Here is a 22,434-nt window from a genome sequence, read left to right as displayed (position 1 = left end):
AGCGTATGTATATATAAAGCTATATTTAAATGGAGGATAACTGCTATGCCAAATGAGGCGAAAAGGTTCTTTAAGCTGTTTGCCAAGAATATTAAGGAATCAACAGGTCCCGGTTATTATCAGGCCAATGGAATTTATGTCACTTGTGTTCATTGCCAATATGATAAATTCGAGCATGGATACGCGCAGCTGAATACAGCTTTCTTAAGTTTTTTGAACCTTGATTTTGCCAACCGTTCCGCGAACACCTTAACTTGTCACCGTTGTGGTTATATTCATTGGTTTAACAAGGATATTAAAAGAATGAGGTGAAGGTATGGACCCGGTAGAGGTATACAAAGGCAGACGTCCTGCGGAGCTTATGATGACTATATCGCTATGTGTGTCGATAGGAATTGCGATCTTTTCAATGCTCTATTTATCGGAAGAAGGGAGCTTTTTACTTTATTTCGCGTATGTTTGGAGCATCTTCAGTCTTACCATCATAGGGGTTTTGCTGCAACGGCTTTTCACAGCCAGGCAGATTATGAATATCGAGCTGAAACCTGGTGCAATTATCTTAAAAGATTTGACCATTGAAGCCGAGAAAACCAAGGCTGTGTATATTAAAGGGTATTTCAAGCCCGTGGTCGGAATTAAACAGCTGTAAGTATAGCCTGAAGTCGTCTTAGCATAGCGCTGGGACGATTTCAGGCTTTTTATTTCTTGCTCCAGCAGTCCTACCCGTGCAGTTCATCGTCCACTGAAGTAGTTCCGTGGCATAACTCCGGGAATGATCGCGCAATAACAATGGAATCCTCGTAGCCGAGGTTGCCGGAATGGGATACAAGAATCGGATATTCCAGGGCGTCCCTTTCCATGCGCATATCCCAAATGTAATGATTACCGCTCCCGTCCATCGCAAAGGGCACCGCTCCCGGCATATACTCCGGAAACTCATAGGCCAGAAGCATGGGTCTTAATTCAGCCGCGCTAAAAAACTGAAAGTAGCGTTCCCCGTTCACAAACTCCCCGCCATTAGAATAACGCAGAAAGTCCAGATAACTTGCAGGCAGCGCTTTGTGCGGGATGGACCATAAGCCGGGGTCAAACGGAGCGTACTGCGCATGCAGCGGATGGGCAACCGGGAAGGGATTGCGCTGCCGGCTGATGATTTCGTCGATTTCCGGCGCCGTTAGCGGTTTGTGCCAGCTCTGCATAAATTGCTCCAGCTCTGTTTCCGTTAGGCCAGGCTGCTTCTGATAACTGATTCCGAATACGTTGTCCCATTCCATGAACGATTCCCCCTTGTCCGGTCTACCGGATGATGTCACAATACGTTAAGATTAATAGAGTAGTAGAGCCAATGCAAATTACGTTTCCAGAGAAGGAGCGGGAATTGGACATAATTTTAGCTGGAGGTAACCTAAGTGGATGACTCAAACATCAAAGTACTCGTAATAGAAGATGATGCCGATATCAATCGCCTGCTGTGCCGTATGCTTACGGGCGAAGGACTTACTGCCGTCTCTGCATTTTCAGGAAGTGAAGCATCGCTTCGGCTGTCGCTTGAAGCATACCAGCTGGTGCTGATGGACCTAATGCTTCCGGGAATGCCTGGAGAAACGTTGATTCCGCAAATCCGGGAACAATCCACGGTTCCGATCATTGTCATTTCTGCAAAAAGTACGCTGGAGGACAAGGTGGGGCTGCTGCGTTTAGGTGCGGATGATTATATTACCAAGCCCTTTGATCAGGAAGAAGTTATGGCTAGAGTGGAGGCACAGCTTCGGCGTCTACAGTATCTGCATGCGGTGAATCCTGACGAAGAAATTATCCGTGTACGTGAACTGATCATGGACAAGCAGCGGCGTGAAGTCACCTTGAACAGCGAATTGCTGACTTTAACCAAATATGAATTCGAAATTCTGGCGCTGCTCCTGTCCAAGCCTGATAAGATTTTCTCGAAAAGTGAGATCTACCGGAATATCTGGCAGGGGACGTATCTTGGAGACGACAACACCATTAATGTACATATCAGCAACTTGCGGGCCAAAATCGCCGCGGTTACCGAAGAGGAATATATCCGTACGGTTTGGGGTATCGGGTTCAAAGTGGTGTAGCTTTAACTTCTTTAAGGTTTCTTAAGGTTTTGCTTAAAGCTTATTAAGGGTGACCTGGATACAATTGAATTATCAAATTGCAAGGGAGTCATTACGATGATGCATTGTATACTGGAGATTGAGGGACTAAGTAAAACCTACCGGGAATCACACGCACTCCAGAATATCCACCTGAACATTGCTGCAGGTGATATTTGTGCAGTAATTGGTAAAAATGGCGCAGGTAAAACTACATTATTCAAATGTATTACCGAACAGGTCTTTCCGACGGCAGGCAAAATCACTTTGTATGGAAAAAGTGAAGCTGCCGAGGTTAGGCAGGAACGCAGGAAAATAGGTGCACTCATTGAAGAACCCGCATTTTTTCCGGACTTTACGGCTAGGCAGAACCTGGAATATTACCGCCAGCAACGGGGCATCGCAGGCAAAACCTCTATCGATCAAGCCCTTAAGGAAGTGAGGCTTCTTACTACCGGGAAGAAGAAATTCAGGGCGTTTTCCCTCGGGATGAAGCAGCGGCTGGGACTGGCGCTTGCCCTGATGACTCATCCGACATTCCTGCTTCTGGATGAACCGACTAACGGTTTGGATCTGGAAGGGAAGGTGGAGATCCGTCAGCTTATTCAGACCTTGAATGAGGAAAAAAAAGTGACGATCTTAATCTCAAGTCATGTGTTATCTGAATTACAAAGCGTGGCTACCCGGTATGTTTTCATGGATCAGGGACGGATTGTTGAGCAGCTGACGGCAGAGGAACTGCTGAACAAAACCAGAAAAACCGTTGAGCTGGTTGTGAATGACAGCGGCAAAGCCGCCACGATTCTGGAAAAGCACTTCCCGGGCATCCCTTATCGAATCCTGCCGGATCATCACATTCAGCTGTTCGGCGGTATGGACAAGACCGATCATATTAACGGGGTACTCTATAGTCAGGGTATCGGTGTATTTTCGATAAATGTCACGGGAGGAGACCTGGAAGAATACTACCTGAGTCTGCTGGGAGGTGAACGTGATGCTTAATCTGATGAAAAGCGAGCAGTATCGTTTCGTCCGGACCCGAAACTATTATTTATCTGGCTTGCTCTATATTCTGCTAATGGTTGGCGCTGCTGTGGCCCTTTATGCTTTTAATCAGTCAGAGCTTAATTTTCCTTACGGGAATGAACGTTTCTTCTACCGCAATGTCCTAAGCATGATGCCGGTTGTGTTCGTATTGCTCTTCATCTTTCCGCTGATCGTTATGGGCGACAATAAGAATGTGCTTAAGAATACGGTAGCCTATGGCTACAGCAGGCAAGCCATCTATACAGCCAAACTGCTGATTACAATGGCCGGATTCTTCTTATTCGCTCTTGTACTGGTGGGAGTGTCCTTGCTTTTGGGAACTACCCTGATGGTTCGCAATGTGGATCATGCACTCACGGAATATACGAGGATGCTGGTTAACATGCTGCCCCTCATGATTGCAGGAATCACAACCTACTACTGTCTTGCTGCCAGCATGAAGAAAAATGCACAGCTGCTCATCGCCTACCTGCTCATCTATTTCCTGCCACATTATATTCTGGGTTACCTCCAAGGCAGATTTACATGGGCAGAGTGGCTGCATAGTCATGGACCAGCTTATTATTTGCTTAATGCCTATGAAGATATGGGCTATGCAGCCTGGGAACCGTGGGCAGTGGGGGCGGTCTATACGCTGGTCTTTTATACGCTAGGGCTATATCTGTTCAAGAAAGAAGAGTTCTGACTATAAGTCCAGGAGGGGATAAGGAACATGCATCTAGCTCTCGTCATAACTGCGGCCTTAACGGCTGCTTTGTTTCTTATTCCCTATATGCTGCAGCGGCGGAGCATTATGCAAGTACGAAAACAACTGGCAGAAGTAGACCATCCTCCCACGCAGCACCTGAACGTTAAGCTGCCTTTGCCGGGGCGTGAAATGGAGCAGCTGGTGGTTGCCATTAACCGGCAGCTCGATCAGCGCAGGAAAGAACAAGTGACCCATCAATCGAGAGAGCTTGCAATTAAGCGGGAAATCGCCAACATTTCTCACGATTTGCGGACACCTCTTACTTCAATGCAAGGCTACGCCAATCTGCTGAAGGACCCGGCAATCCCCATAGCGGAGCGTCAGGAGTACCTGGACATTATTCTGCATAAAATGACGGTGATGAACAACATTGTGGAGTCGTTCTATGAATTGTCCAGTCTGGAGTCCGGGGACTATCCTATGGATATGCAGCCCCTCTATCTGTACAGCATGTTGAGCGAAGTTATTCTCGCGTTCCACACGGACCTAGTACAGAAGAACATTGAAGTTCAGCTGAACTTGGATGAAGCGGTGCGGAGTATCTGGCTGGATGAGAAAGCCATGATCCGAATTTTCTCCAATGTGCTGCAGAACGTGCTTAGGTATGCCAAAAACCGGCTTACAATTTCTTTATTTACAGAGGATCACAAAGTAATGATTATTTTCGCGAATGACACCGATCATATCCACGAATGGGATCTTCCCAAGCTGTTCGAGCGAACCTATACCAGTGATCACTCCAGAGCAAGCGGCCAACTGGGCCTCGGCTTATCCATCGTGAAACAACTGGTAGAGAAGCAGGGGGGGAGCCTTGGCGCCGCACTTGCGGATGGGGAGTTTCAATTGGTTCTTACGTTTGGAGAATGACAGAAAGGGAGCCGCACCCAGTGCGGCTCCCTTTCTGTCATAAACTAAACTATAATTCTGTTAGATAAGCGTGACCAACAGTTCAGTGATTTTGCCGTTTTTTACCTTACAACATAATGTCAGGTTAGAGTGTTTTGCTTGATTTTAAATAGGGAACGCCAATCGTCATATTCTTCCATTTCATTGTATAATAAACTTATATATAGACTACTTTGGCAGCTCAGGGGAGGACAAAATGAACAAACGGATTGCAATCCTATGGGTCACTATCATTCTCATGTTTGTTATAGCTGGTTGTAATTCCAACAAAAGTTCAGTCAGCCGGGAATGGAGCACATCCAATCCAACTGCGGAAGATGTTCTGTCTGACAATTCCAATGCGAACATCTTTATGTTCTCGGATATCATTTATAACTCTGGAATTCCATGGGTGGATGAATTAGAACTTCATAAAGATCAGTATGTAACGGAAATTATTGAACAGTCTGGAGATGGCAAGGAATTTAAGAATGGCACGGCCAATCAATTATCCATTGGGACAAAGATCTACAGCGTCAAGGAACGGAGCGATATATACATCGCGGAAACTGAAGACGGAGATTTGAGATTTTATGGATTAGTGGAAGGGTGAAGAGAGAAAGGAACGGCCAATACTAAAGAGTGGTCAGGAGGAAGCAACAATGCGAAGGAAGACAGTAGCCATATGGAGTGGCGTCATTTTTTTAATCGTTATCGGTATAGGTGTGGGTTATAAAATATATGACAACGATACCGCAACCTATGATATGTGGAGCAGCAGGTGGGGAATAACGATCCCCAAACCAGCAGAGCTAGTAGTTGTTTTTGAAAGTGAACCGAGTTTTCATGGGGATGGAGAAGGATACTATGTTCTGAATTATAACGAAGAACAACTGGCAAAGGTTCAAGACCAGGCACTCTGGCAGCCAATAACTGAAGAATCAAGGCATTCCCTGGAAGGAGAAGTATCGCGGTTCACACAATCTATTATACTGGTGTCCCAGAAAGAGATTGCTAAATACGGTAAGCTTTATAAGAACTACCCGACGGAGTATGACGCAGGTGATTATTATTATTACAAAAAGAAAGAGGACGGCAGTTACTGCATCGTCATCCTTAACGTGGATAAGCAACGGTTGTACTTGATGGAATGGATACAATAAGGCGCTAATTCCTGGATAGCGGCCTGAATTAGTTTGGCACTTTCACTTCAATGAGCGGGCAGAAACCGGGATTCGCCTGGCATAATTGTTCGGTAAACTCCGGCTGAAGCTTGGAGAGCGCTGTGAAATAACTTCCGATAATATGATTAAGACCAACAGCACCATTCTGGAAAGACTGCGGGTTGAGGGTCTGGACATGACTGTAATAGTACCTTTTCTCCCGCTTAGGCAGCTTGTAGATAGAGGGTGGAGTGTAGGTCACAACGTCAAAAGGATTGGCAATGCGGTAGCTGTTCGGAACATACCTTGTACTTACTTTTGCAAAGGCCGGATCGCCTACACGGGGGGACCCATAAGTGAATAGATAAGGTGAGCGGTAATCCGTATTGGCACTCAGATCGACTGCACACATGGTTGCAAGTGCTGCACCGAGGCTGTGGCCTGTAATGTATAAGGTCTTGCCGGATTCGATCTTGGACAGTGCTGAGAGAATTCCTTCACGGGCCGAAGAATAGATGTCTGTGAAGCCGCGATGGGTAAGGCAATCTTCCTTAATATATTTGAATTTTCTCTGTGAGGCGATGATGTCCGAGATCCAATTGGTTGTCGAGCTGGTCCCCCGAAAAGCAATAATTATCTCCTGTGGAGATTCCATAATAAACCCGAAGTTTTCCCATACATGGCCCAAGGATTTCGCCTTGATTACATGATTGACCGAATAATTCGCCGGCACGGCGAACGAACCATCCGTATTCGAAAATTGCGCATAGGTCTGTCCGCAGACAGCAGCCAGAAAAATCGCCCATTGCTCATAACCCTTATTGCTGCCCATCTGCATCCCGCCCTTCTTTCTTATTTAGGCTACCCGACAAACCTGGATAGTTCCCGGTTGAATTTTTCGCATTCGTCATAGAACAATCCGTGGCCGCTATTCTCGAATGGCACAAGCACAGAATTCTTTATCCCTTGATGCTGCACCACTGCCAAAGGGTAGTAACAAACTTGATCATGGATACCATGAAGAATCAAAGTAGGGACCTGTATTGTTGGGAGATCCTGAAATAATACTTCGGCGAGCCAGGCGTTGGAGACGGCTATAGTGGACCAGCTTGCTGCCTGCAGTCCTAGTTGGAAGAACCAGTCCGAGAACGGCTGCGATACTCTTTGATAGAAGAATTGTTCTCCGAAGTCACGCAGCATCTTGGGCCGATCCTGATAGGTCGCTTGAATGATCTGATCTATAGCTTCTTTTGTGGTGCCATAAGGAAAACCGGGCCGCTGAATCAGGCTGGGAGCAGCCGAGGCGAAAAGCGCAAGTTTGGACACCCCATACCCGTTGTGGCGGGCCATATAACGTATAGTTACAGCTCCTCCGGTGGAGTGTCCCGCGAGTGTAATGTCCCGAAGCCCTAAAGCCCCGATAACACACCGGATATCGTCCGCTAACCGATTGTAGTCGTATCCGCTCAAAGGTTTATCCGAATTGCCGAATCCCCGCATATCCATTCCGATACAACGATATCCCATGGGCACCAGACGATTGTACTGATATTCGAACATCTTGTGGTTCGCAGGCCAGCCATGGATGAACAATATCGTTTTCCTGCCTAGCGGGTTGATATCATTTACATATACATTCACCTGCGGTTCTACTCTAATCCAATGTTCCATTAGGCTTCCCTCATTCATCCGTTAATTTGTCTTTTCAAACCATATTATTCAGCTGATTGGGTTAAGTGCCTACAAAAAAACCCACCGTTTAATAACGGTGGGGTTGAATGGGCTATGTAGGGCTGTCCTTGCCGCGAGGGCTGTGCCTACTATTCTACTTCGGCAACCTCTCTATCAGGTAATTGTGTCACATAACTGTCTGACAGCTGAAGGAGCGCCAGGGCACGATTGAACTCATCTTCTGTGGATTGAAGCGGTTTAGCGCCATCTCCGGATAAAGTATAATGTTGGCCATCTTCAAAACCGCTGCCGGACAAGAAAAGCTCTTCGTTATTCACGAAAGATCCGGTAGGTAAATAATAGCGTTGAGGCAGCAGGTTATAGGCGGATTCATTTAACAGATCCTGTCCAAAATGAATATGGTTATCTAGCGTTACCCCTAGTAAATTGGATACCGTAGGTAAAATGTCAACCTGTCCGCCTAATTGATCCTTTACAGTTGGAGTCGTAATCCCCTTAGAAGCTATGATTAACGGAATATTAATCAAATCGCGTTCCGTATATTCATGATTCAGAATTTCCTCAAGTAAGACTTTATCCTCATCCTTAAGTGAGAAAATAGGAAGCCCCCGATGATCACCATATAATGCGATTAAGCTGTTATCCCATACGCCGTTCTGCTTTAGTTCGTCGATAAACTGTCCAAGCGCGTAATCCGCGTAATTCTGAGCACGAATATAATCGCCAACGAGCGTTCCTTCAAATCGCTCCGGTAATGTCATTTTGTATTTGCTTTCCGGAATCGAGAACGGATTATGAGAGGACATGGAGATTACATGTGAATAGAAAGGTTGGGCACTTTGGTCCATTCGGGCCAGCTCTTGCGATGTCTTCTTGTAAAGAACTTCATCGGACGCCCCGTAGAAGACGGTGTCATCTTCACCGAAGTAAGATTTGTCATAAAAGCGGTCGAATCCTAATGCCTCATAAAGCTCCCCGCGGTTCCAAAAGTCAACTTCATTCGTATGGAAGGTTGCCGTATCATAACCCTGCGCCTGCAGCAGCTTAGGTAAGCTTGGAAGCTCTTTGGGAGCATAGATATCAGTAGCTGGACCATTCGGTGGCACATAAAAGGAAGTGTTCACGATAAATTCAGCATCGGAAGTGTTGCCTTGTCCAACCTGCTGGTAGAAACGGGGGAAATAGAAATTCCCGGCGGCAAGCTTGTTCAGATTCGGAGTGATTTCCTCCCCGTCAATCGACAAGTTAATCAGGAAGTTCTGAAAAGACTCCATTTGAATAATAATCAGGTTCTTTCCTTTGGCGGCTCCGAACAAGAGCGGATTAGATTGAGCCTCAATGCCTTTAGTTTGATCAATGACGGATTGATTAATTTTGGAGAGTTCAATAAGCTCTTCTTCACGCTCTGCAAGCAGGGCGTAGGCTTCATAGTTGAGAATTCCCATTTGCTCAGCCTGGATGGTTTCATTCATACTGGCCTGGTTCGGAAAAATATTCATTACACAGATCGCAAAAGAAACACAGAACAAGGCAGCCACCACTTTGCGGTTACTTCGGCGTGACATGGCCTTTTTCCAGGCGACTGCTTTCTTTCGGCTAAACATAACCAAACTAATGATAATGATATCCAGAAAAATAAGCATATATTGAGGGTGCATGACCGAAAAAATACTTTTCTTCACGGCTCCCACCTGTTTCGCCTGACCGATAACCTGAGAAGTAGCAATAATACCAAAATGATTATGATATACAATCAAAGAGAAGAACAAAACAGTAATGAGCAAATTCACAAACATGTAGATGGCTATTTTACGTTTTGTAGCGAACCATTCGATCAAGCAGAAGATCAATAGCACAAAAGGAATTTCTTTGAACCATGTAGTCCAGGTTGGCCCGTCTTCGAACAAGTAATACCAAGCAAAATAGCTTTTGGCAAGCATGATCAGTGAGAAAAATAATATGGATCTTTTACTGAGTGTACGTGGTTTCTTCAACCGCATCGGTTATGCGCATCCTTTTCCTTTTAATTAGTCCATTCTATTACATGGAAGCGCTCAAAATCAACTAGATTGGGAGAAGGATTTAAGAGAAAGGCAACCTTATTATGTAAAATTCATGTCAATTACTGGATTTGACTACTCACAGTATAATTCTCTTAACAAGCTAAAGAGCTCTATATGAGGGCTGAAGTGTTAAAAGTCGAAGCCATGCTATTTGCCGCTCCTCCTTGAATTCGATGTGTGGACGGGATACCATTATTTTGTGGACGGTTGCGCCGGACACCAACGGGATAGAGCGCTTGAATCCGTAATTGACTCCCGTAGACAGAATGGTCATGTTCATTTGTCGAACGGCTTTCAATGAAATATGTAGCCCCACTTGCCAGTACTGTCAAAAAAACCCCCGTTTTTATTAAAAATCATATTTCCCTCCCGATGGGTAGCGCACACTTATACGCCTGCGATACATTTCGTTTCCTAATCATAAGTCAACAGAAACTTTACTACCTCAGCCTTCAGCGTTTCGTGAAATTGCACGCGGTCAAAGCCAGGTGGGTCCTGTGAGGGGGGAAAGGCGGGTGAAATCATCGCAGCTGGGAAAGGACTCAGGAAGGAAAAGTGTCCGGCATTCTCCACAGTCCGATAGCGAATCATCCGTGGTTCAGCAACACCATTCAAGATGATCTGTGCGTGAAATGGAGGTGTGTACGGGTCTCGCTCCGCGTCCAGCATGAGAATGGGGAGACGAACGTCACTTAATGCCCCCTCATTCTGGAACCAAACGGACGCCGGGGCCAGCAAAATCAGGGACTGGATTCGCGAATCGCGAAGGACATCGATTTGCTGCGGCTTCCCATTTGGGCTCTCATTAGGGAAGGAGGTCGGGACGCCGCCAGCTGCTGCCAGCGCGGTGTAGCCGCCCATGGAATGCCCGATGACCGAGAGGCTTCCCGGCTGGATAAGCCCCTTAAACCTCTCATCTTCAAAAAACCAGTCGGCTGCCATGCGAAGGTGCTGGGGTCGATAGGTGAGGTTTTGGACCGTACCTTCCAAACTATTATCGTTGCGGTTATTGTGCGGATGTTCGGGCAGGCCAACGATAAAGCCGCTGCGTGCCAAATGCCGAGCAAGCGACCAGTACACAAGCGGCGAACCACCTGTACCGTGTGAAATGAGGACCAACCTAAACTTTCCCTCCCTCGGCGTAGCGTCTCTGGCCACTTCCAACGAGTACGGCCCTAGACGATCAACCTGTTCCGGTGAGTCTGTCGGATACATCACGATCATAGGAAAGGTCACCCTCAATGAGTTTTCTGTAATTTGTACCTCGCAGCATCCTGCGTATCCTTCATTAATGTCTGCTTTTTTGTTCATCTTGATTTCTTCCTCTCCTTAAGCGATACGCTCCTAAGATGGCGAGCTAACGGGAATATATATGTCCAATACCGAATCTTCGTTCGTCGGTCCTAGATATCGTTGGTCGTAACGCGCGAACTCCGGGGCATTCGTACGAACGCTGCCTGACTGGGGTAACCACGTTTCGTAAATGTATTGGAACGTATCGTTGAGTCTCGCTAATGTCCCCTTATGAGTAAAAACCGCATAAGTTGCCGCTGGTAGCAGCTTAGCGACCATTCCCAAGAGAACCGTACTCTCCTCGCTGGTCGCCTCGACACAAGCGGTATAAGTGACTTCCCATTGCTCGCCCGTAAGTTCAATGACCGCATAAAATATGTCTTCCGTATCCGGCTTTCGCTTAATTTCAAACACACGCTGCCTAAAGCTCCGCCATAGCATTCCGACCTCGTCCGAATTGACACCCGGTATCGACATGCCGACCAAATGCAGATTGTCCAGGCAGACAAAAGCTGGCACGAGGGAAAAGCCCTTATGCAAATGTTGCAGCCCCACTTCATCCAAAGGAAGCTTCTCCATGGCCCGGAACAACGTGTCCTTCATGTCCCTTTGCTTGCGAAATTGTCCTGGCGAGATGGAGAACAATTTCCGAAAGGCTCGGGCGAAGGATTCCTGGGACTCGAATCGGTACTGGATGGCAATATCTATGATCCTTTGATTGGTATGAAATAAATCGTATGCCGCGTGCGTCAATCTCCGCTTGCGTATGTACTCTGAGACGGAGCATCGAGTAACTGATAGGAAGATCCTGTGAAAATGGTAAGGCGAATAGCCGGCAGCTTCCGAAACCTTGGCGCTTAAACTCTCATCGGTCAGATGATTTTCAATATAGGAAATGGCCTTGATTACCGAATCCTTATAGTTCACATTAATGCCTCCATAGAGATATTATCACTGTACGATAGATGAAACGCTCGGTTTTGATATTTTTTGCGGAATATTTTTCGTAAATCTGAGCATAAGCCTTTTTCATTTCTTCTCGTAATTCTTTGTTCTCGTTCTCCAGTGCTTTGATTTTGCGTTTTAACGTTTCGATGAGTATATCCTTATTCGCATCATTCATCTCACGCTTGATTTGCTTTGGAGTAGGTGCTTGTGATTGTTGACGGCGTAAGGATTCGATTCTCTCGCGGATATCTGAATGGTTATATAAACTCGCTTTCGATACACCCGATTCTTCTGATACGCTATTGAAATTAATACTCTTGTTGGCTCGTAAGAGGCGTTTAATCGCCTGATCTACCTTCTCTAAGGTACTCGCCTTCCCGTTGGGCATGGATTCTCTTCAGATAAGCTGTACGGTCGTAATTAGCCATTTCCAGCACTCACCTTTCTTTTTATACGGTCTTGTCTACCGAAAATGATATTGCCTTCTTGAAGGTTAGTTAGAATCCCCTGATAACGTAGTAGATTTTTCTCGTTCTTCTCAGCCATATCTTCACGACCATGTTGTTTTGCTGCCACAATAGCCTTTGATGTGGTTTTAATATGCAGTTCATATTTCAGTACATCCAATTCAGAGAAGCCTATGGCTAAATCTTTACATGGGCTTCCTCCATTACACGTTAAGCAAGGTGGTGCTTCCATGTGAGGGCATTCACCTTTTAAACGAGCGTGGCATGTCCCATAAGGGTTATCCATTGCATTCAACTTATGGTCTTGCCATAACGCATTTAAGATCTCTGCAGGAATGTCTTCTCCCACTTTAATTTCTTGCACATCACCGACTTTCGATCTTCGTGAAATCAAGATAGTGAGCAGAATTACTCTTGTTATAGTGGATCCCATATTTATCATGCAGTATCCTTACATCCCAGCGATCTTTTTCCCATTCTTCACGGGTGTCTGTTAATTGTAAGAACTTTGAAAGAAACAATCACAAATAGCCCGCCAAATGTGTTTTTCGTGTAACTTCGGCACGAAATGCATGTTTTGAATCTCTTGTGTCTTATATTTCTGTTCATGCAACCAAAATAGCCATTCACGCTCTACTTTATCAATACCTAAGTCAAGCAGGGAAAACAGAGTAGGGTACTATTCATTTAGGAATTTTGAAAATACGCTCCAGCATTGTCCCACAAAAATAGTGACGAGAGCTTTCTCAGCATAAAATAGCTCGTGATACTATTTTACTTCCAAATTAACCGTAGAGCTTTTGATTTTAAAATGGATATTTTGAGTTGAGTGATTATAATTCTCCGCCAGCTTTTTAAACTGTTTGATATCTCCGATAAAATCAACATTCCATTTATCATTGACCAGGAAATAAGGATTATTTACATGCTTCACGTTTATAGATCCATCAGTATGAATGGTCTTCTCAGGATAAGCAGAAAGCTCTTGCTCTAATCTCTCATGAAAGCTCAATTCCTCACGGTATGTACGTAGAATAGTTTTTTTCATATTCAATCACCTTGAATCCTTTATATTGATCTGAAATGCTGTCTGTGCTTTCTCCCAATCCTTACGAATGTCATTTTCTGAAAGATGTACGTATAGATTCATCGTGGTCTGAATCTGCGAATGTCCTAAACGTTCCTGCACTTGCTTTATGTCTTTGGTTTCTTGGTAATACATCGTAGCGTGTGTGTGTCTAAAAAGGTGGGGGTGAAGTTTGCGAATTCCCGTTTTCTCCCTTAAACGCTTAAAAAGAGCTTCTACAGCGGTAAGTGTCAGGGGCTTACCTTTATTTTCACCTCGAAGAATTACAAAAACGAAATTGGAGCGAAAGTCCAACTCATCAAGGACTTCATATAAGTAGTCATCAAACAAGTCCATTAACGCTTGGGACACATATATTCCGCGCTCACCTGTTTTGAGCATGGCTCCGTTTTGTAATTCCCCTCGATCTTTTAGAAAAATCCGATGGCCTCTATAATCAAACTTAAAATCTTCCAAATAGAGTGAGAGGACTTCACCAATTCGCAAACCTGTTTCAAATAACACTTGGATGAGAAACTGATCTCTGATGTTTGTTGTTGCGTTTAGCACTTGCTGCACTTGTTCTTTTGAAAGTGTCTCAACATTTTTGCGTGGCTCTTTAATTTTTAATATATTTCTTATAGACGGCTTGTCCTTATGGACGTGATGCAGAAAGCTTTTATATCGTGATCTTCCTCCAGTAAATACCCGCATAAACTTCTCGGACATATCATCGGGAAGCTCTTCATTTCGATACAAGTAATCATAAAAGTTTGTAACAGCTGTTACTGTTAGATTAATGGTCTTTTCTGTCCTCTTTGTTTGAATCGGTTTAAGTGGAGTTATCTTGTTGCTTTCAAAAGGGCTACGCAACCAACCAACAAATTCCACCAAGTCTTCTAATCGAATATTATTTTGATCTTTATTCGTCTCTTTTTAGTACGCAAAATACTGCTTTAACGCATAACAATACGTTTTCTGCGTATTTCTACTTTTTCCCGTATTGTCTAAGTATTTTAGGTATTTCAAAACAGGGATCACAGGTAAACCATTTCCATCTATCAACATGTAACGTTTGTTGTTATCCATTAGAATAACTTCTTGTACTCGCATCGACTTTCACCTTCCAACATTAATTGATTACGCTCGGTTTTTAACCACTCTACGCCTCCCGCTATGGGCTACGCCCTCCACAAATAGAATCATATGTTGCATACTTCGATGTCTAAATAATGAATCTATCATATATAAATATAGTGGATATATGCTCATAAATTGAACAAAGTATCCACTATTTATAATAGTCTAATTAATGAAAAATAAATTGTTAGACTCGGAAAATAAAGTTGTAGACTGAGAAAATAAAGTATTAGACTGGCGGGCGCTTCATTAAGCTAAACATTCCTGTAAGGCTTAAGATTTGGTCTTTGTCAAAAAAGGAGCGCCTCGGTATGATGGGTTTGTCGACGGGTTTATAACCCAACACCATCAAGGAGGCGCTCTTATTATGAAGTTTAAACAATCAGACGGTCAAAATCAACGCATTGAACGAATTTCCACATCTCACCTTGTTGTGGGTATAGATATCGCGAAGGAAACTCATGTTGCACAAGCGTAATTAGATCGGTGGATCGAGGGAATAGGGCAGAAACACGGCTTAAAGGATCTCATAATCGGGATGGAGCCGACCGGACACTACGGGTATAACCTGACCAATTGGCTTACCGACAAAGGCATAGGCGTTGAAATGGTGAATCCGGCAACCACCAAACGAAACAAGGAGAACCGCGATAATTCCCCCTCCAAAAGTGATCCGAAGGATGCGCTTGTCATTGCTGATGTGATCAGTCGAGGCTACTACTATGAATACTCGCGACAGGCTATCGTCTTTCAGAAGTTACGAACAATTATGAGTGACCGGGAATATTGGGTGACGAATAGTGTACGGCTACAGAACCGGATCATTCGCTGGTTAGACATTCGGTTCCCCGAGTATTTCTCGGTGTTTAAAAACTGGGCATGCAAACGTTCCATAGCTACGCTTAAAGAATTCCCTTCTCCGCAGGATTTAGAGTCTCTTTCCGTATCAGAGGTGATCACGAGATGGAGAGAGCATATGAAACGAGCTGGTGGCTCGACTGGCATGCAGAAGGCTGCGCAGCTCATCGCTCAAGCTAAGAACAGTATAGGCGAAACGACTGCTCTAAATGAAGCGAAACAGGATTTACAATGGCTATTACAAGAGTTCGAACGGATGGTAGAGATACTAGAGAGAATTGAACCGAAAGTACTTCAGGGAAACGAAAGGGACAGATTGTGCTTTCTAAAAGGGGCGATGCTACGCTGCGAAAATACCTGTATCTGGCCACGCTCCAACTCGTTGGAAATCATCCGATGTTCCGACAGCTGCATGAGAATAATGTTCAAGTCAAGCAAATGAAAAAGCAACAATCAGTATTTAAACTACTTGGAAAACTGGCACGAATCATCATTGGCATCGTTCAAAGGGGAGAAGCCTTTTCTCCTGGAAAAGCTGCCCCTACTTGCATTCAAGCTGCCTAAGACTGATTAAGCGATCACGTATATTGACTCATTCGTAGGATTTCAAAAAGAAAACACGGAGGACCGAGTTCCTGCCCGATAAGGGCTCAGACCCGTCAGCTAAACGTTATCGGTCTCCACGCCTTGGTCAGGTGAAACGAAGGAAGGTAAGGGTATAGACCCGTAGAGTCATGGGATGGTGAACCCCCAAGGAAATTGTGGAGTATGCGTGCAGAAGAATAACACTTGGAGAGCTGTTCCACACGCTTCTTCTGTTCCCGCATACCCAAGATCGAGACAACGGTGTCTAATGAGCTTACTTTCTGAACGTTAACTGTATTCCGAGGCGACGAAATCCTACGAATGAGTGAGTATATGTGAGATAAACCCTTAAAACCGAGGGATGGGCAGGATAGTTGTAAGGATTGCTTGAATACCGCGTGAAAGAAAAAATAAAACAGAATTGACATTGGAGTTCACTCCAATGTTATTGTGAATGTATGGAAAAACAATATTCTATAAAAGAGGTTTCACGGAAACTTGGTATTCCGAAGGATACGCTTCGGTACTATGACCGTATTGGAATCGTAACGCCGTCCCGGGAACACAATTCTTACCGTAGGTATTCGAAGGATGACCTCGTCGATTTGATGAATATTCAAATCATGCAGTATGCGGACTTTTCTCTAGAAGAAATCAAGGGGAAGTTTCAGTTCCACAGAATGCAGAGTGTAGATTCTGCTTATTACCAGGAGGTCGCTGAATTCCTTGATGCCAAAAAAGCAGAAACACGCAAGAAAATTGCACATCTTGAAAAGGTCAGTCAGTTGTTCGACGTAGCAGTTGAAACGCTAAGGGGCTTTAATCATGAAAGTGACCAGCGGCTAGCAGAGTTCGTTCGGGAGATTTACCGGGATCTTCACAAGAAGGATCCTGGAATAACTAAGGAGGATTGTGATGGACATCAAAATTAAGAATTATTATTATCTGATTGCTGGCGTTCTTGCGATACTGTTCGCCGTTACGCACGCTTGGAACGGGCAATCCGCTGTACTGCCGACGCTCTTTGTGAATGATATAGCCATGGATACACGGATAATATTTAGGTATGTCTGGCACATTATCACCGCAGAGAATCTGGTCTTTGGTATTGTATTTATTATCCTGTCATTTCAAAGCGAGCGATCGAAGATCCGGCCTGCTGCATGGACGATCGCGTCACTTCTGCTCGTTCGTCTGATGGTTATTCTCGGCGTAACGGCATTTTATGATGTTTCTGCACTTACGGATACGTTAATCGATTCTATTGCCATCGTAATCTATGTCGCTTTCATCATATTGGGCATAAGAATGAAGAAAAAAGAGTTCGGAGGTCAATCGCCACAAACCAGTAGGAAGGTTTGAAGAACTAAACTGCGTTTCACTGCCAGTGATTTGCAATACGCTAACGGGAAACGTTAGTTGAACGACAACAGCGGCAGTCAAAGACTTTATTTTTCAAGTCTTGTTCTGTCGCTTCTTTTTTTAATAGATTAGTCTAAACCTTATTTTTCAAAAGCTGACGATTCTTCAATTCAAAAACCGCGTTAAATCAACGACTCCAGTCTAATACTTTTAGTTCATCCGAATCACGCCGTCCAATTGGAGAACGAGCTGGGTTTTGTACTTTTTTACCGAACCTCCAGAGGGATGGTCCTTACGGAAAAAGGTTCACAGCTACTGCCGGAAGCGCAGAAAATACTCGCATCGATTGACGATTTCCACTATAAAGCAAGTGATTTGCTGACAAATTCAACGGAACCCATTCGGATTGGATTGAATACAGACGGGCAGGTTCTTCAAATTAAACCAATGTGGCACACGGCGGAAATTGAGTATGAAGGAGCTTTGAAAAGGAGGTAGTCCTATGACTTGTGTGGCGGAATTCGGTATCATAGATGATTTTGAGAAAGATAAGGATTATGCTGTCTGCTATGAACCCATGAAATATCATTGTGTGGCAATTGATGATGATATCCTGAATGATTGGTGGAGCGACCTGACTTTAATTAGAACCTACTTCCACTCAATGGAACTGACAGATTTAATGACATTATTAAGGAGGGCGATTGCTGAACAGAAATATGTTATACATTATGGTGTATGAAGATAATTTACTGTGAACATCCGATTCTAATTAGACTCTTCAACGGAAGGGTCTTTTTCGTAAGCTTAAAAGTAATAGAAGAAATCACCTGATCGTGTATTCATCGGCATGTTTAGTTATCCCGTTAAGAAAAGAAAATTATGCCGGAATGGCGTGGATTTCTTTGGTTAGGAACATGACCATTGTTCGATTACAAATTGTGGAATCTATGCTACAATCACTCTGCAAAAGAATATTGCAACTATACATACATATGGAGGGAATTGTAAGATGAATATTATTGGCCTGGGGGGACTCCCTTGGGATACATTAGAGCAGGAGGTTGGACAAGGCGGGAAATTTGTCGTGTATACATATTGTATATCCATCATCTTCATGACCTTCCGGAAGAGTTCGTCAATCTATTACATAGAACCAAGAATGGGTTCAGTGGGCACAGGGCTCAAATTCACGTTAATTAGTGTATTGTTCGGATGGTGGGGCATACCGTGGGGGCCGATTTATACCATTGGTTCGCTGTTTACGAATTTAAGTGGAGGCCGTGATGTGACGGTAGAAGTAATGGATTCGATGATAGCAGATCGAAGAGAGCAGTCGGAGTTGCTAAATTTTATTGAACGTGTAACGGACAAATTGGAGAATCAAGTATGATCCTTCCGGCTGTCCCCCTATTTTATCCAATCAGACTCTTTAATACATCAAGCGAACAGATATCTATATAGATAACCATTTGAACGGTATAAAAACTTAAAGAAACTTCAGCTTTAACTTGCATTAATTCACTAGGAGGTAGAGTATGGGACATCGGGCCAATCTAATGATTATTCGGGAAGGTAATTACTCTTTGTACTACAGCCATTGGTGCGCAATTACTCTTCCAAGTGATTTGTTCTGGGGACCGGAAGCGGCTGTGGCTTTTATTGAACAGCAGGAGCCTGCAGAGGGTTGGCTGGACAATGCATGGGCGGAAGGCTGTGCATGTGTGGATTTGGATCACCGGCATTTATTGTGGTACGGCGGAGAGGACGAGCATTATGAGATTCCGCTGCGCCGGCATCTATTGAAGATGATGCAGCCCTTATGGCCGGGATGGACCATTGAATGGGCTTCTTCCGGGATATTGGACATGGCAGCTTATGTGGGTTATCCGGTGGAAGAACTCATCAGTGAAGTGAGTAGGACCATTACACCATTATCGCTGGTGCCTGAATCCAGGGACGGCTGGGTCCGAACGGTGGCAAGCGTGGTTTATCTGGATGGGGAACTGCGACTATACCCGGTACAATCGGAGCTGGAGGATTATCTATTGCAGGGGCCTTCGCTGGTAGAATTGCTTAATAAATCGGAAGGCAGCACAGAATTGGACTTAAACGAATGGCCGAAAGAGACACCGGATCAAGGCTTTCACCTGGATTTGCTGGCACGAACGATAGATATCTGGTATGCCCCGGATGCGGGGAATCTGTTGCAGCAGATTCGCACAGCTTGGCCGGGATGGACCGTGACCGATCAAAGAGATCAGTATGAGTCGCAGATCCGGCTGACAGAAGGGAAGCTGTGCTTTAAGATGGAGAATCCGCAAGAGTTGACGGAGCGGTTAACCTCTCATTTGCTGGGAAGTCACTCCAGTCCTGTAGATACCATTAAAGAGATTGCCCGTTTAAAGGCAGAAGCTGGAGAAGAGATAGAGGTGAACCCGCATGCTCTGGTGGATGAGCCTCAGGACATTCCACTAGATACACGTGAGCAGCTGCTGCGGTATGCCGTTGCGAACATGGCTGGTTAATGTTGTGGATTTGAACCCAGACCTATCGCCCAGACCGTATTCCACAGGGGTACTAAGTATGAGGGGGCTTGCTTCGTGTAAGTGCCTTTTTTTGGTACTTGAAAATCAAATCGCGATATGCTAATCTGGAAATGTAAAACATGTAACCGGTTACACACAAGGGAGTGAGAGCAGTCCATGATTACAATTAAGGATGTCGCCAAAATTGCCGGCGTTTCGGTGGCCACGGTTTCACGGGTAATCAATGAATCAGGTTATGTCAACATCGATACCCGCAAAAAGGTAGAGGCGGCGATCCGGCAAAGCAATTATTCCCCCAATGAAGTGGCCCGGTCTTTATACAAACGCAAATCCAAGTTAATCGGTTTACTGCTGCCGGATATTACCAACCCTTTTTTTCCACAGCTGGCACGGGGCATCGAAGATTACATGCAAGAGAATGGGTACCGGATTATTTTTGGCAATAGTGACGAGAATGAAGAGAAGGAACTGGATTATATCCGCACTTTTGTACAGAATAATGTCGTAGGTGTGATATCTTCAACGAATTTTCCCGACAGCGGGGCTTATCTGGAAATGAATATTCCGGTTGTCTTCCTGGACCGTACTTCCAATGACAGTCCTTCCGTTTACGCGGATGGCCGGAAGGGCGGACGTCTCGCCGCTCAGGAAATGGTCGCAAGAGGCAGCAACCGGATTACCATTATCCAAGGACCGGCCCATGTCAAGCCGGCGCAGGACCGGTTTCAGGGCGCGGCCGAAGCGCTTGAAGAAATGGGGATCAGCTACAATGTGATCCGGACATCATCCTTTTCCTATACCGAAGCAGAGCAATGGGCGACCGAGCTGTTTGAGCGGTTTTTGGATACGGACGGCGTGATCGCCAGTAATGATATTGTGGCCACGGCGGTTCTTCATGAAGCCCACCGGCTGGGCAAAACCGTGCCGGAGGATGTTCAGATTATCGGCTTTGACGATATTCCGCTCAGCAGTCTGATGTCGCCATCTTTATCAACTATCCGCCAGCCTGCGCGTGACATGGGCAGCGAGGCCGCCCGATTATTGATTCAGCTCATTGAGCAGGATCAGGTGGAAGAGAAGAACATTCAGTTGCCGGTCAGCTTCATCGAGCGGGAAACTACCCGAAGCAGAATAGAAACCAGTAAGAAAGGGTGAAAGATATGGCTAAGATTTGTGTAATTGGAAGCTGTTCCATGGATTTGGTGGTAACCGCTTCCAAACGGCCTCAAGTTGGTGAAACGGTTCTAGGAGACCGCTTCACCACCGTTCCGGGAGGCAAGGGTGCGAACCAAGCGGTTGCCGCCGCACGGCTGGGTGCTGAGGTAACGATGATCGGCTGTATCGGGGACGATTTTTACGGCAAAGCGATCATGGACAATTTTAAAAGAAATGGCGTTATTACCACCAATGTGGAACCGGTTACACATACAGAGAGCGGAACAGCCCACATCGTTTTAGCTGAGGGGGACAACAGCATTATCGTGGTCAAAGGCGCCAATGATTTCGTCACGCCTGCTCTGGTCGAACGGGCACTGGACGCCATCCGCAGCGCCGATATGGTCCTGGTGCAGCAGGAAATTCCGGAGGAAACGGTATCGTATGTTAGCAGCCTCTGCCAGAGAATCAATGTGCCCTTGCTGCTCAATCCAGCGCCTGCCCGTCCGCTTAGTGAAGCGGTGATCGAAAAGGCTGCCTATCTGACGCCGAATGAACATGAATGCTCCATTTTGTTCAGCGGGGTGGATAAAGCAGAAGCTTTACGGAAGTTTCCGGGCAAGCTGTTCATAACGGAGGGCAGCAGCGGTGTGCGGTATTACGATGGTGAGCGCGAGGTGCTGGTGCCCACTTATCAAGTGGAGGCTATAGATACAACTGGAGCAGGAGATACGTTCAACGCTGCATTTGCCGTGGCTCTGGCCGAAGGCAGCTCCATCCCGGACAGCGTGAAGTTCGCGAATCGTGCAGCGTCTTTATCCGTAACAAAATTCGGCGCTCAAGGCGGCATGCCCATGAGAGCTGAAGTCGAGGAGAGTCTTTAATTATGAAGAAACATGGAATATTGAACAGTCATATTTCCAAAATACTGGCCGACCTGGGCCATACCGACATGATTGTCATTGCAGATATCGGACTGCCGGTTCCGGCGGGCGTTCTCAAGATTGACCTGGCGCTTAAACTGGGCGTCCCCGGCTTTCAAGAGGTCGTCGATGTCATTGCGGAGGATATGGTGATCGAAAAGGTGATTGTGGCCGAGGAACTGGCCGTGAATAATCAAGCAACCTCGCAATACGTGAATGATAAATTCAGGGGAACGCCGATAGAGGCGCTTACCCATGAGCAATTCAAGCAGTTGACCCAGAAGGCCAAGGTGATTGTTCGCACGGGCGAAGCGAAGCCTTACGCGAACTGCATCCTGCAAGCCGGCGTCTATTTTTAATATGGAGGAGG

Annotated in this window: 23 protein-coding genes and 5 pseudogenes; 18 read left to right on the top strand and 10 right to left on the bottom strand. The window is 45.4% G+C overall.

What is annotated here, in order from left to right; all coding sequences use genetic code 11:
- The first annotated feature begins 45 nt into the window (after nt 1–45).
- On the top strand, nt 46–312 hold the full coding sequence (locus NST07_RS21520; protein WP_052092171.1) for a zinc ribbon domain-containing protein: 267 nt from the start codon (nt 46–48) through the stop codon (nt 310–312).
- A gap of 4 nt (nt 313–316) precedes the next feature.
- Nucleotides 317–649, top strand: coding sequence for a hypothetical protein (locus NST07_RS21515; RefSeq protein WP_342480149.1), 333 nt, complete (start codon nt 317–319; stop codon nt 647–649).
- A gap of 70 nt (nt 650–719) precedes the next feature.
- On the opposite strand, the gene NST07_RS21510 is transcribed toward NST07_RS21515, so the two are convergent.
- Complete coding sequence (locus NST07_RS21510) at nt 720–1,274, bottom strand: SMI1/KNR4 family protein (protein WP_341094230.1); 555 nt, start codon at nt 1,272–1,274, stop codon at nt 720–722.
- A gap of 135 nt (nt 1,275–1,409) precedes the next feature.
- Here NST07_RS21510 and NST07_RS21505 point away from each other — a divergent pair, with 135 nt between their 5' ends.
- The 6 genes from NST07_RS21505 (at nt 1,410) to NST07_RS21480 (ending at nt 5,963) form a co-directional block, all read left to right on the top strand.
- Entirely contained in the window at nt 1,410–2,102 is a 693-nt protein-coding gene (locus NST07_RS21505; protein ID WP_341379049.1) for a response regulator transcription factor, read from the top strand.
- 96 nt (nt 2,103–2,198) lie between these two features.
- Nucleotides 2,199–3,122 (top strand): ABC transporter ATP-binding protein, encoded by a 924-nt coding sequence (locus tag NST07_RS21500; RefSeq protein ID WP_341094228.1) that lies wholly within the window; start codon nt 2,199–2,201, stop codon nt 3,120–3,122.
- On the top strand, nt 3,115–3,852 hold the full coding sequence (locus tag NST07_RS21495; protein WP_341094227.1) for a hypothetical protein: 738 nt from the start codon (nt 3,115–3,117) through the stop codon (nt 3,850–3,852). Before NST07_RS21500 ends, NST07_RS21495 begins: the two co-directional genes overlap by 8 nt.
- A gap of 27 nt (nt 3,853–3,879) precedes the next feature.
- Nucleotides 3,880–4,782 (top strand): HAMP domain-containing sensor histidine kinase, encoded by a 903-nt coding sequence (locus NST07_RS21490; protein WP_341094226.1) that lies wholly within the window; start codon nt 3,880–3,882, stop codon nt 4,780–4,782.
- Nucleotides 4,783–5,017: 235 nt separating this feature from the next.
- Nucleotides 5,018–5,413: a hypothetical protein gene (locus NST07_RS21485; RefSeq protein ID WP_341094225.1), complete on the top strand. Its 396-nt coding sequence runs from the start codon at nt 5,018–5,020 to the stop codon at nt 5,411–5,413.
- Nucleotides 5,414–5,462: 49 nt separating this feature from the next.
- Nucleotides 5,463–5,963, top strand: a complete 501-nt coding sequence (locus tag NST07_RS21480; protein ID WP_341094224.1) for a hypothetical protein — start codon at nt 5,463–5,465, stop codon at nt 5,961–5,963.
- Between the two features lie 28 nt (nt 5,964–5,991).
- On the opposite strand, the gene NST07_RS21475 is transcribed toward NST07_RS21480, so the two are convergent.
- The 9 genes and pseudogenes from NST07_RS21475 to NST07_RS21435 all read right to left on the bottom strand — a co-directional run bounded on the left by NST07_RS21475 (nt 5,992) and on the right by NST07_RS21435 (nt 14,605).
- Nucleotides 5,992–6,795, bottom strand: coding sequence for a lipase family protein (locus NST07_RS21475; RefSeq protein ID WP_341094223.1), 804 nt, complete (start codon nt 6,793–6,795; stop codon nt 5,992–5,994).
- A gap of 29 nt (nt 6,796–6,824) precedes the next feature.
- The gene (locus tag NST07_RS21470; RefSeq protein ID WP_342480148.1) at nt 6,825–7,634 is read right to left on the bottom strand and encodes an alpha/beta hydrolase; all 810 of its coding nucleotides are present in this window, start codon (nt 7,632–7,634) and stop codon (nt 6,825–6,827) included.
- Nucleotides 7,635–7,783: 149 nt separating this feature from the next.
- On the bottom strand, nt 7,784–9,655 hold the full coding sequence (locus NST07_RS21465; protein ID WP_341094221.1) for an LTA synthase family protein: 1,872 nt from the start codon (nt 9,653–9,655) through the stop codon (nt 7,784–7,786).
- 477 nt (nt 9,656–10,132) lie between these two features.
- Nucleotides 10,133–11,029 (bottom strand): alpha/beta fold hydrolase, encoded by an 897-nt coding sequence (locus tag NST07_RS21460; protein ID WP_342480147.1) that lies wholly within the window; start codon nt 11,027–11,029, stop codon nt 10,133–10,135.
- A gap of 33 nt (nt 11,030–11,062) precedes the next feature.
- A complete protein-coding gene (locus NST07_RS21455) occupies nt 11,063–11,614 on the bottom strand; it encodes a GyrI-like domain-containing protein (RefSeq protein ID WP_341097716.1) in 552 nt (183 codons plus the stop codon).
- An 18-nt stretch (nt 11,615–11,632) separates the two neighbouring features.
- Nucleotides 11,633–11,938 (bottom strand): annotated as a pseudogene (locus NST07_RS21450) (helix-turn-helix domain-containing protein); the annotation flags it as partial.
- Between the two features lie 73 nt (nt 11,939–12,011).
- A pseudogene (locus NST07_RS21445) lies at nt 12,012–12,387 on the bottom strand (DUF6262 family protein); the annotation flags it as partial.
- Nucleotides 12,380–13,474, bottom strand: a pseudogene (locus NST07_RS21440) (hypothetical protein). The pseudogenes NST07_RS21445 and NST07_RS21440, both read right to left, overlap by 8 nt.
- A 6-nt stretch (nt 13,475–13,480) precedes the next feature.
- Nucleotides 13,481–14,605, bottom strand: a pseudogene (locus NST07_RS21435) (tyrosine-type recombinase/integrase).
- A 565-nt stretch (nt 14,606–15,170) separates the two neighbouring features.
- Between NST07_RS21435 and NST07_RS21430 the strand changes: the two are divergent.
- The 10 genes and pseudogenes from NST07_RS21430 to rbsD all read left to right on the top strand — a co-directional run bounded on the left by NST07_RS21430 (nt 15,171) and on the right by rbsD (nt 22,423).
- A pseudogene (locus tag NST07_RS21430) lies at nt 15,171–16,054 on the top strand (transposase).
- A 479-nt stretch (nt 16,055–16,533) separates the two neighbouring features.
- Nucleotides 16,534–17,007 carry a MerR family transcriptional regulator gene (locus NST07_RS21425; protein WP_341379045.1) on the top strand — a complete coding sequence of 158 codons (474 nt, stop codon included), beginning with the start codon at nt 16,534–16,536 and terminating at the stop codon, nt 17,005–17,007.
- Entirely contained in the window at nt 16,991–17,437 is a 447-nt protein-coding gene (locus NST07_RS21420) for a hypothetical protein (RefSeq protein WP_342480146.1), read from the top strand. Before NST07_RS21425 ends, NST07_RS21420 begins: the two co-directional genes overlap by 17 nt.
- A 237-nt stretch (nt 17,438–17,674) precedes the next feature.
- Nucleotides 17,675–17,935 carry a hypothetical protein gene (locus NST07_RS21415; protein ID WP_342480145.1) on the top strand — a complete coding sequence of 87 codons (261 nt, stop codon included), beginning with the start codon at nt 17,675–17,677 and terminating at the stop codon, nt 17,933–17,935.
- A 4-nt stretch (nt 17,936–17,939) separates the two neighbouring features.
- The gene (locus tag NST07_RS21410; protein WP_341379042.1) at nt 17,940–18,179 is read left to right on the top strand and encodes a hypothetical protein; all 240 of its coding nucleotides are present in this window, start codon (nt 17,940–17,942) and stop codon (nt 18,177–18,179) included.
- A gap of 270 nt (nt 18,180–18,449) precedes the next feature.
- The gene (locus NST07_RS21405; RefSeq protein WP_342480144.1) at nt 18,450–18,830 is read left to right on the top strand and encodes a hypothetical protein; all 381 of its coding nucleotides are present in this window, start codon (nt 18,450–18,452) and stop codon (nt 18,828–18,830) included.
- A 145-nt stretch (nt 18,831–18,975) separates the two neighbouring features.
- Nucleotides 18,976–19,965: a hypothetical protein gene (locus NST07_RS21400; RefSeq protein WP_341379040.1), complete on the top strand. Its 990-nt coding sequence runs from the start codon at nt 18,976–18,978 to the stop codon at nt 19,963–19,965.
- Nucleotides 19,966–20,142: 177 nt separating this feature from the next.
- Nucleotides 20,143–21,141 (top strand): LacI family DNA-binding transcriptional regulator, encoded by a 999-nt coding sequence (locus tag NST07_RS21395; protein WP_342480143.1) that lies wholly within the window; start codon nt 20,143–20,145, stop codon nt 21,139–21,141.
- 5 nt (nt 21,142–21,146) lie between these two features.
- Nucleotides 21,147–22,025: a ribokinase gene (gene rbsK, locus NST07_RS21390; protein ID WP_341094207.1), complete on the top strand. Its 879-nt coding sequence runs from the start codon at nt 21,147–21,149 to the stop codon at nt 22,023–22,025.
- Between the two features lie 2 nt (nt 22,026–22,027).
- On the top strand, nt 22,028–22,423 hold the full coding sequence (gene rbsD / locus NST07_RS21385) for a D-ribose pyranase (RefSeq protein ID WP_341094206.1): 396 nt from the start codon (nt 22,028–22,030) through the stop codon (nt 22,421–22,423).
- The last annotated feature ends 11 nt before the right edge of the window (nt 22,424–22,434 follow it).

This window comes from Paenibacillus sp. FSL L8-0340 (assembly GCF_038593145.1).
Taxonomy (GTDB): domain Bacteria; phylum Bacillota; class Bacilli; order Paenibacillales; family Paenibacillaceae; genus Paenibacillus_AQ.
This window is presented reverse-complemented; position numbering and strand designations above follow the sequence as displayed.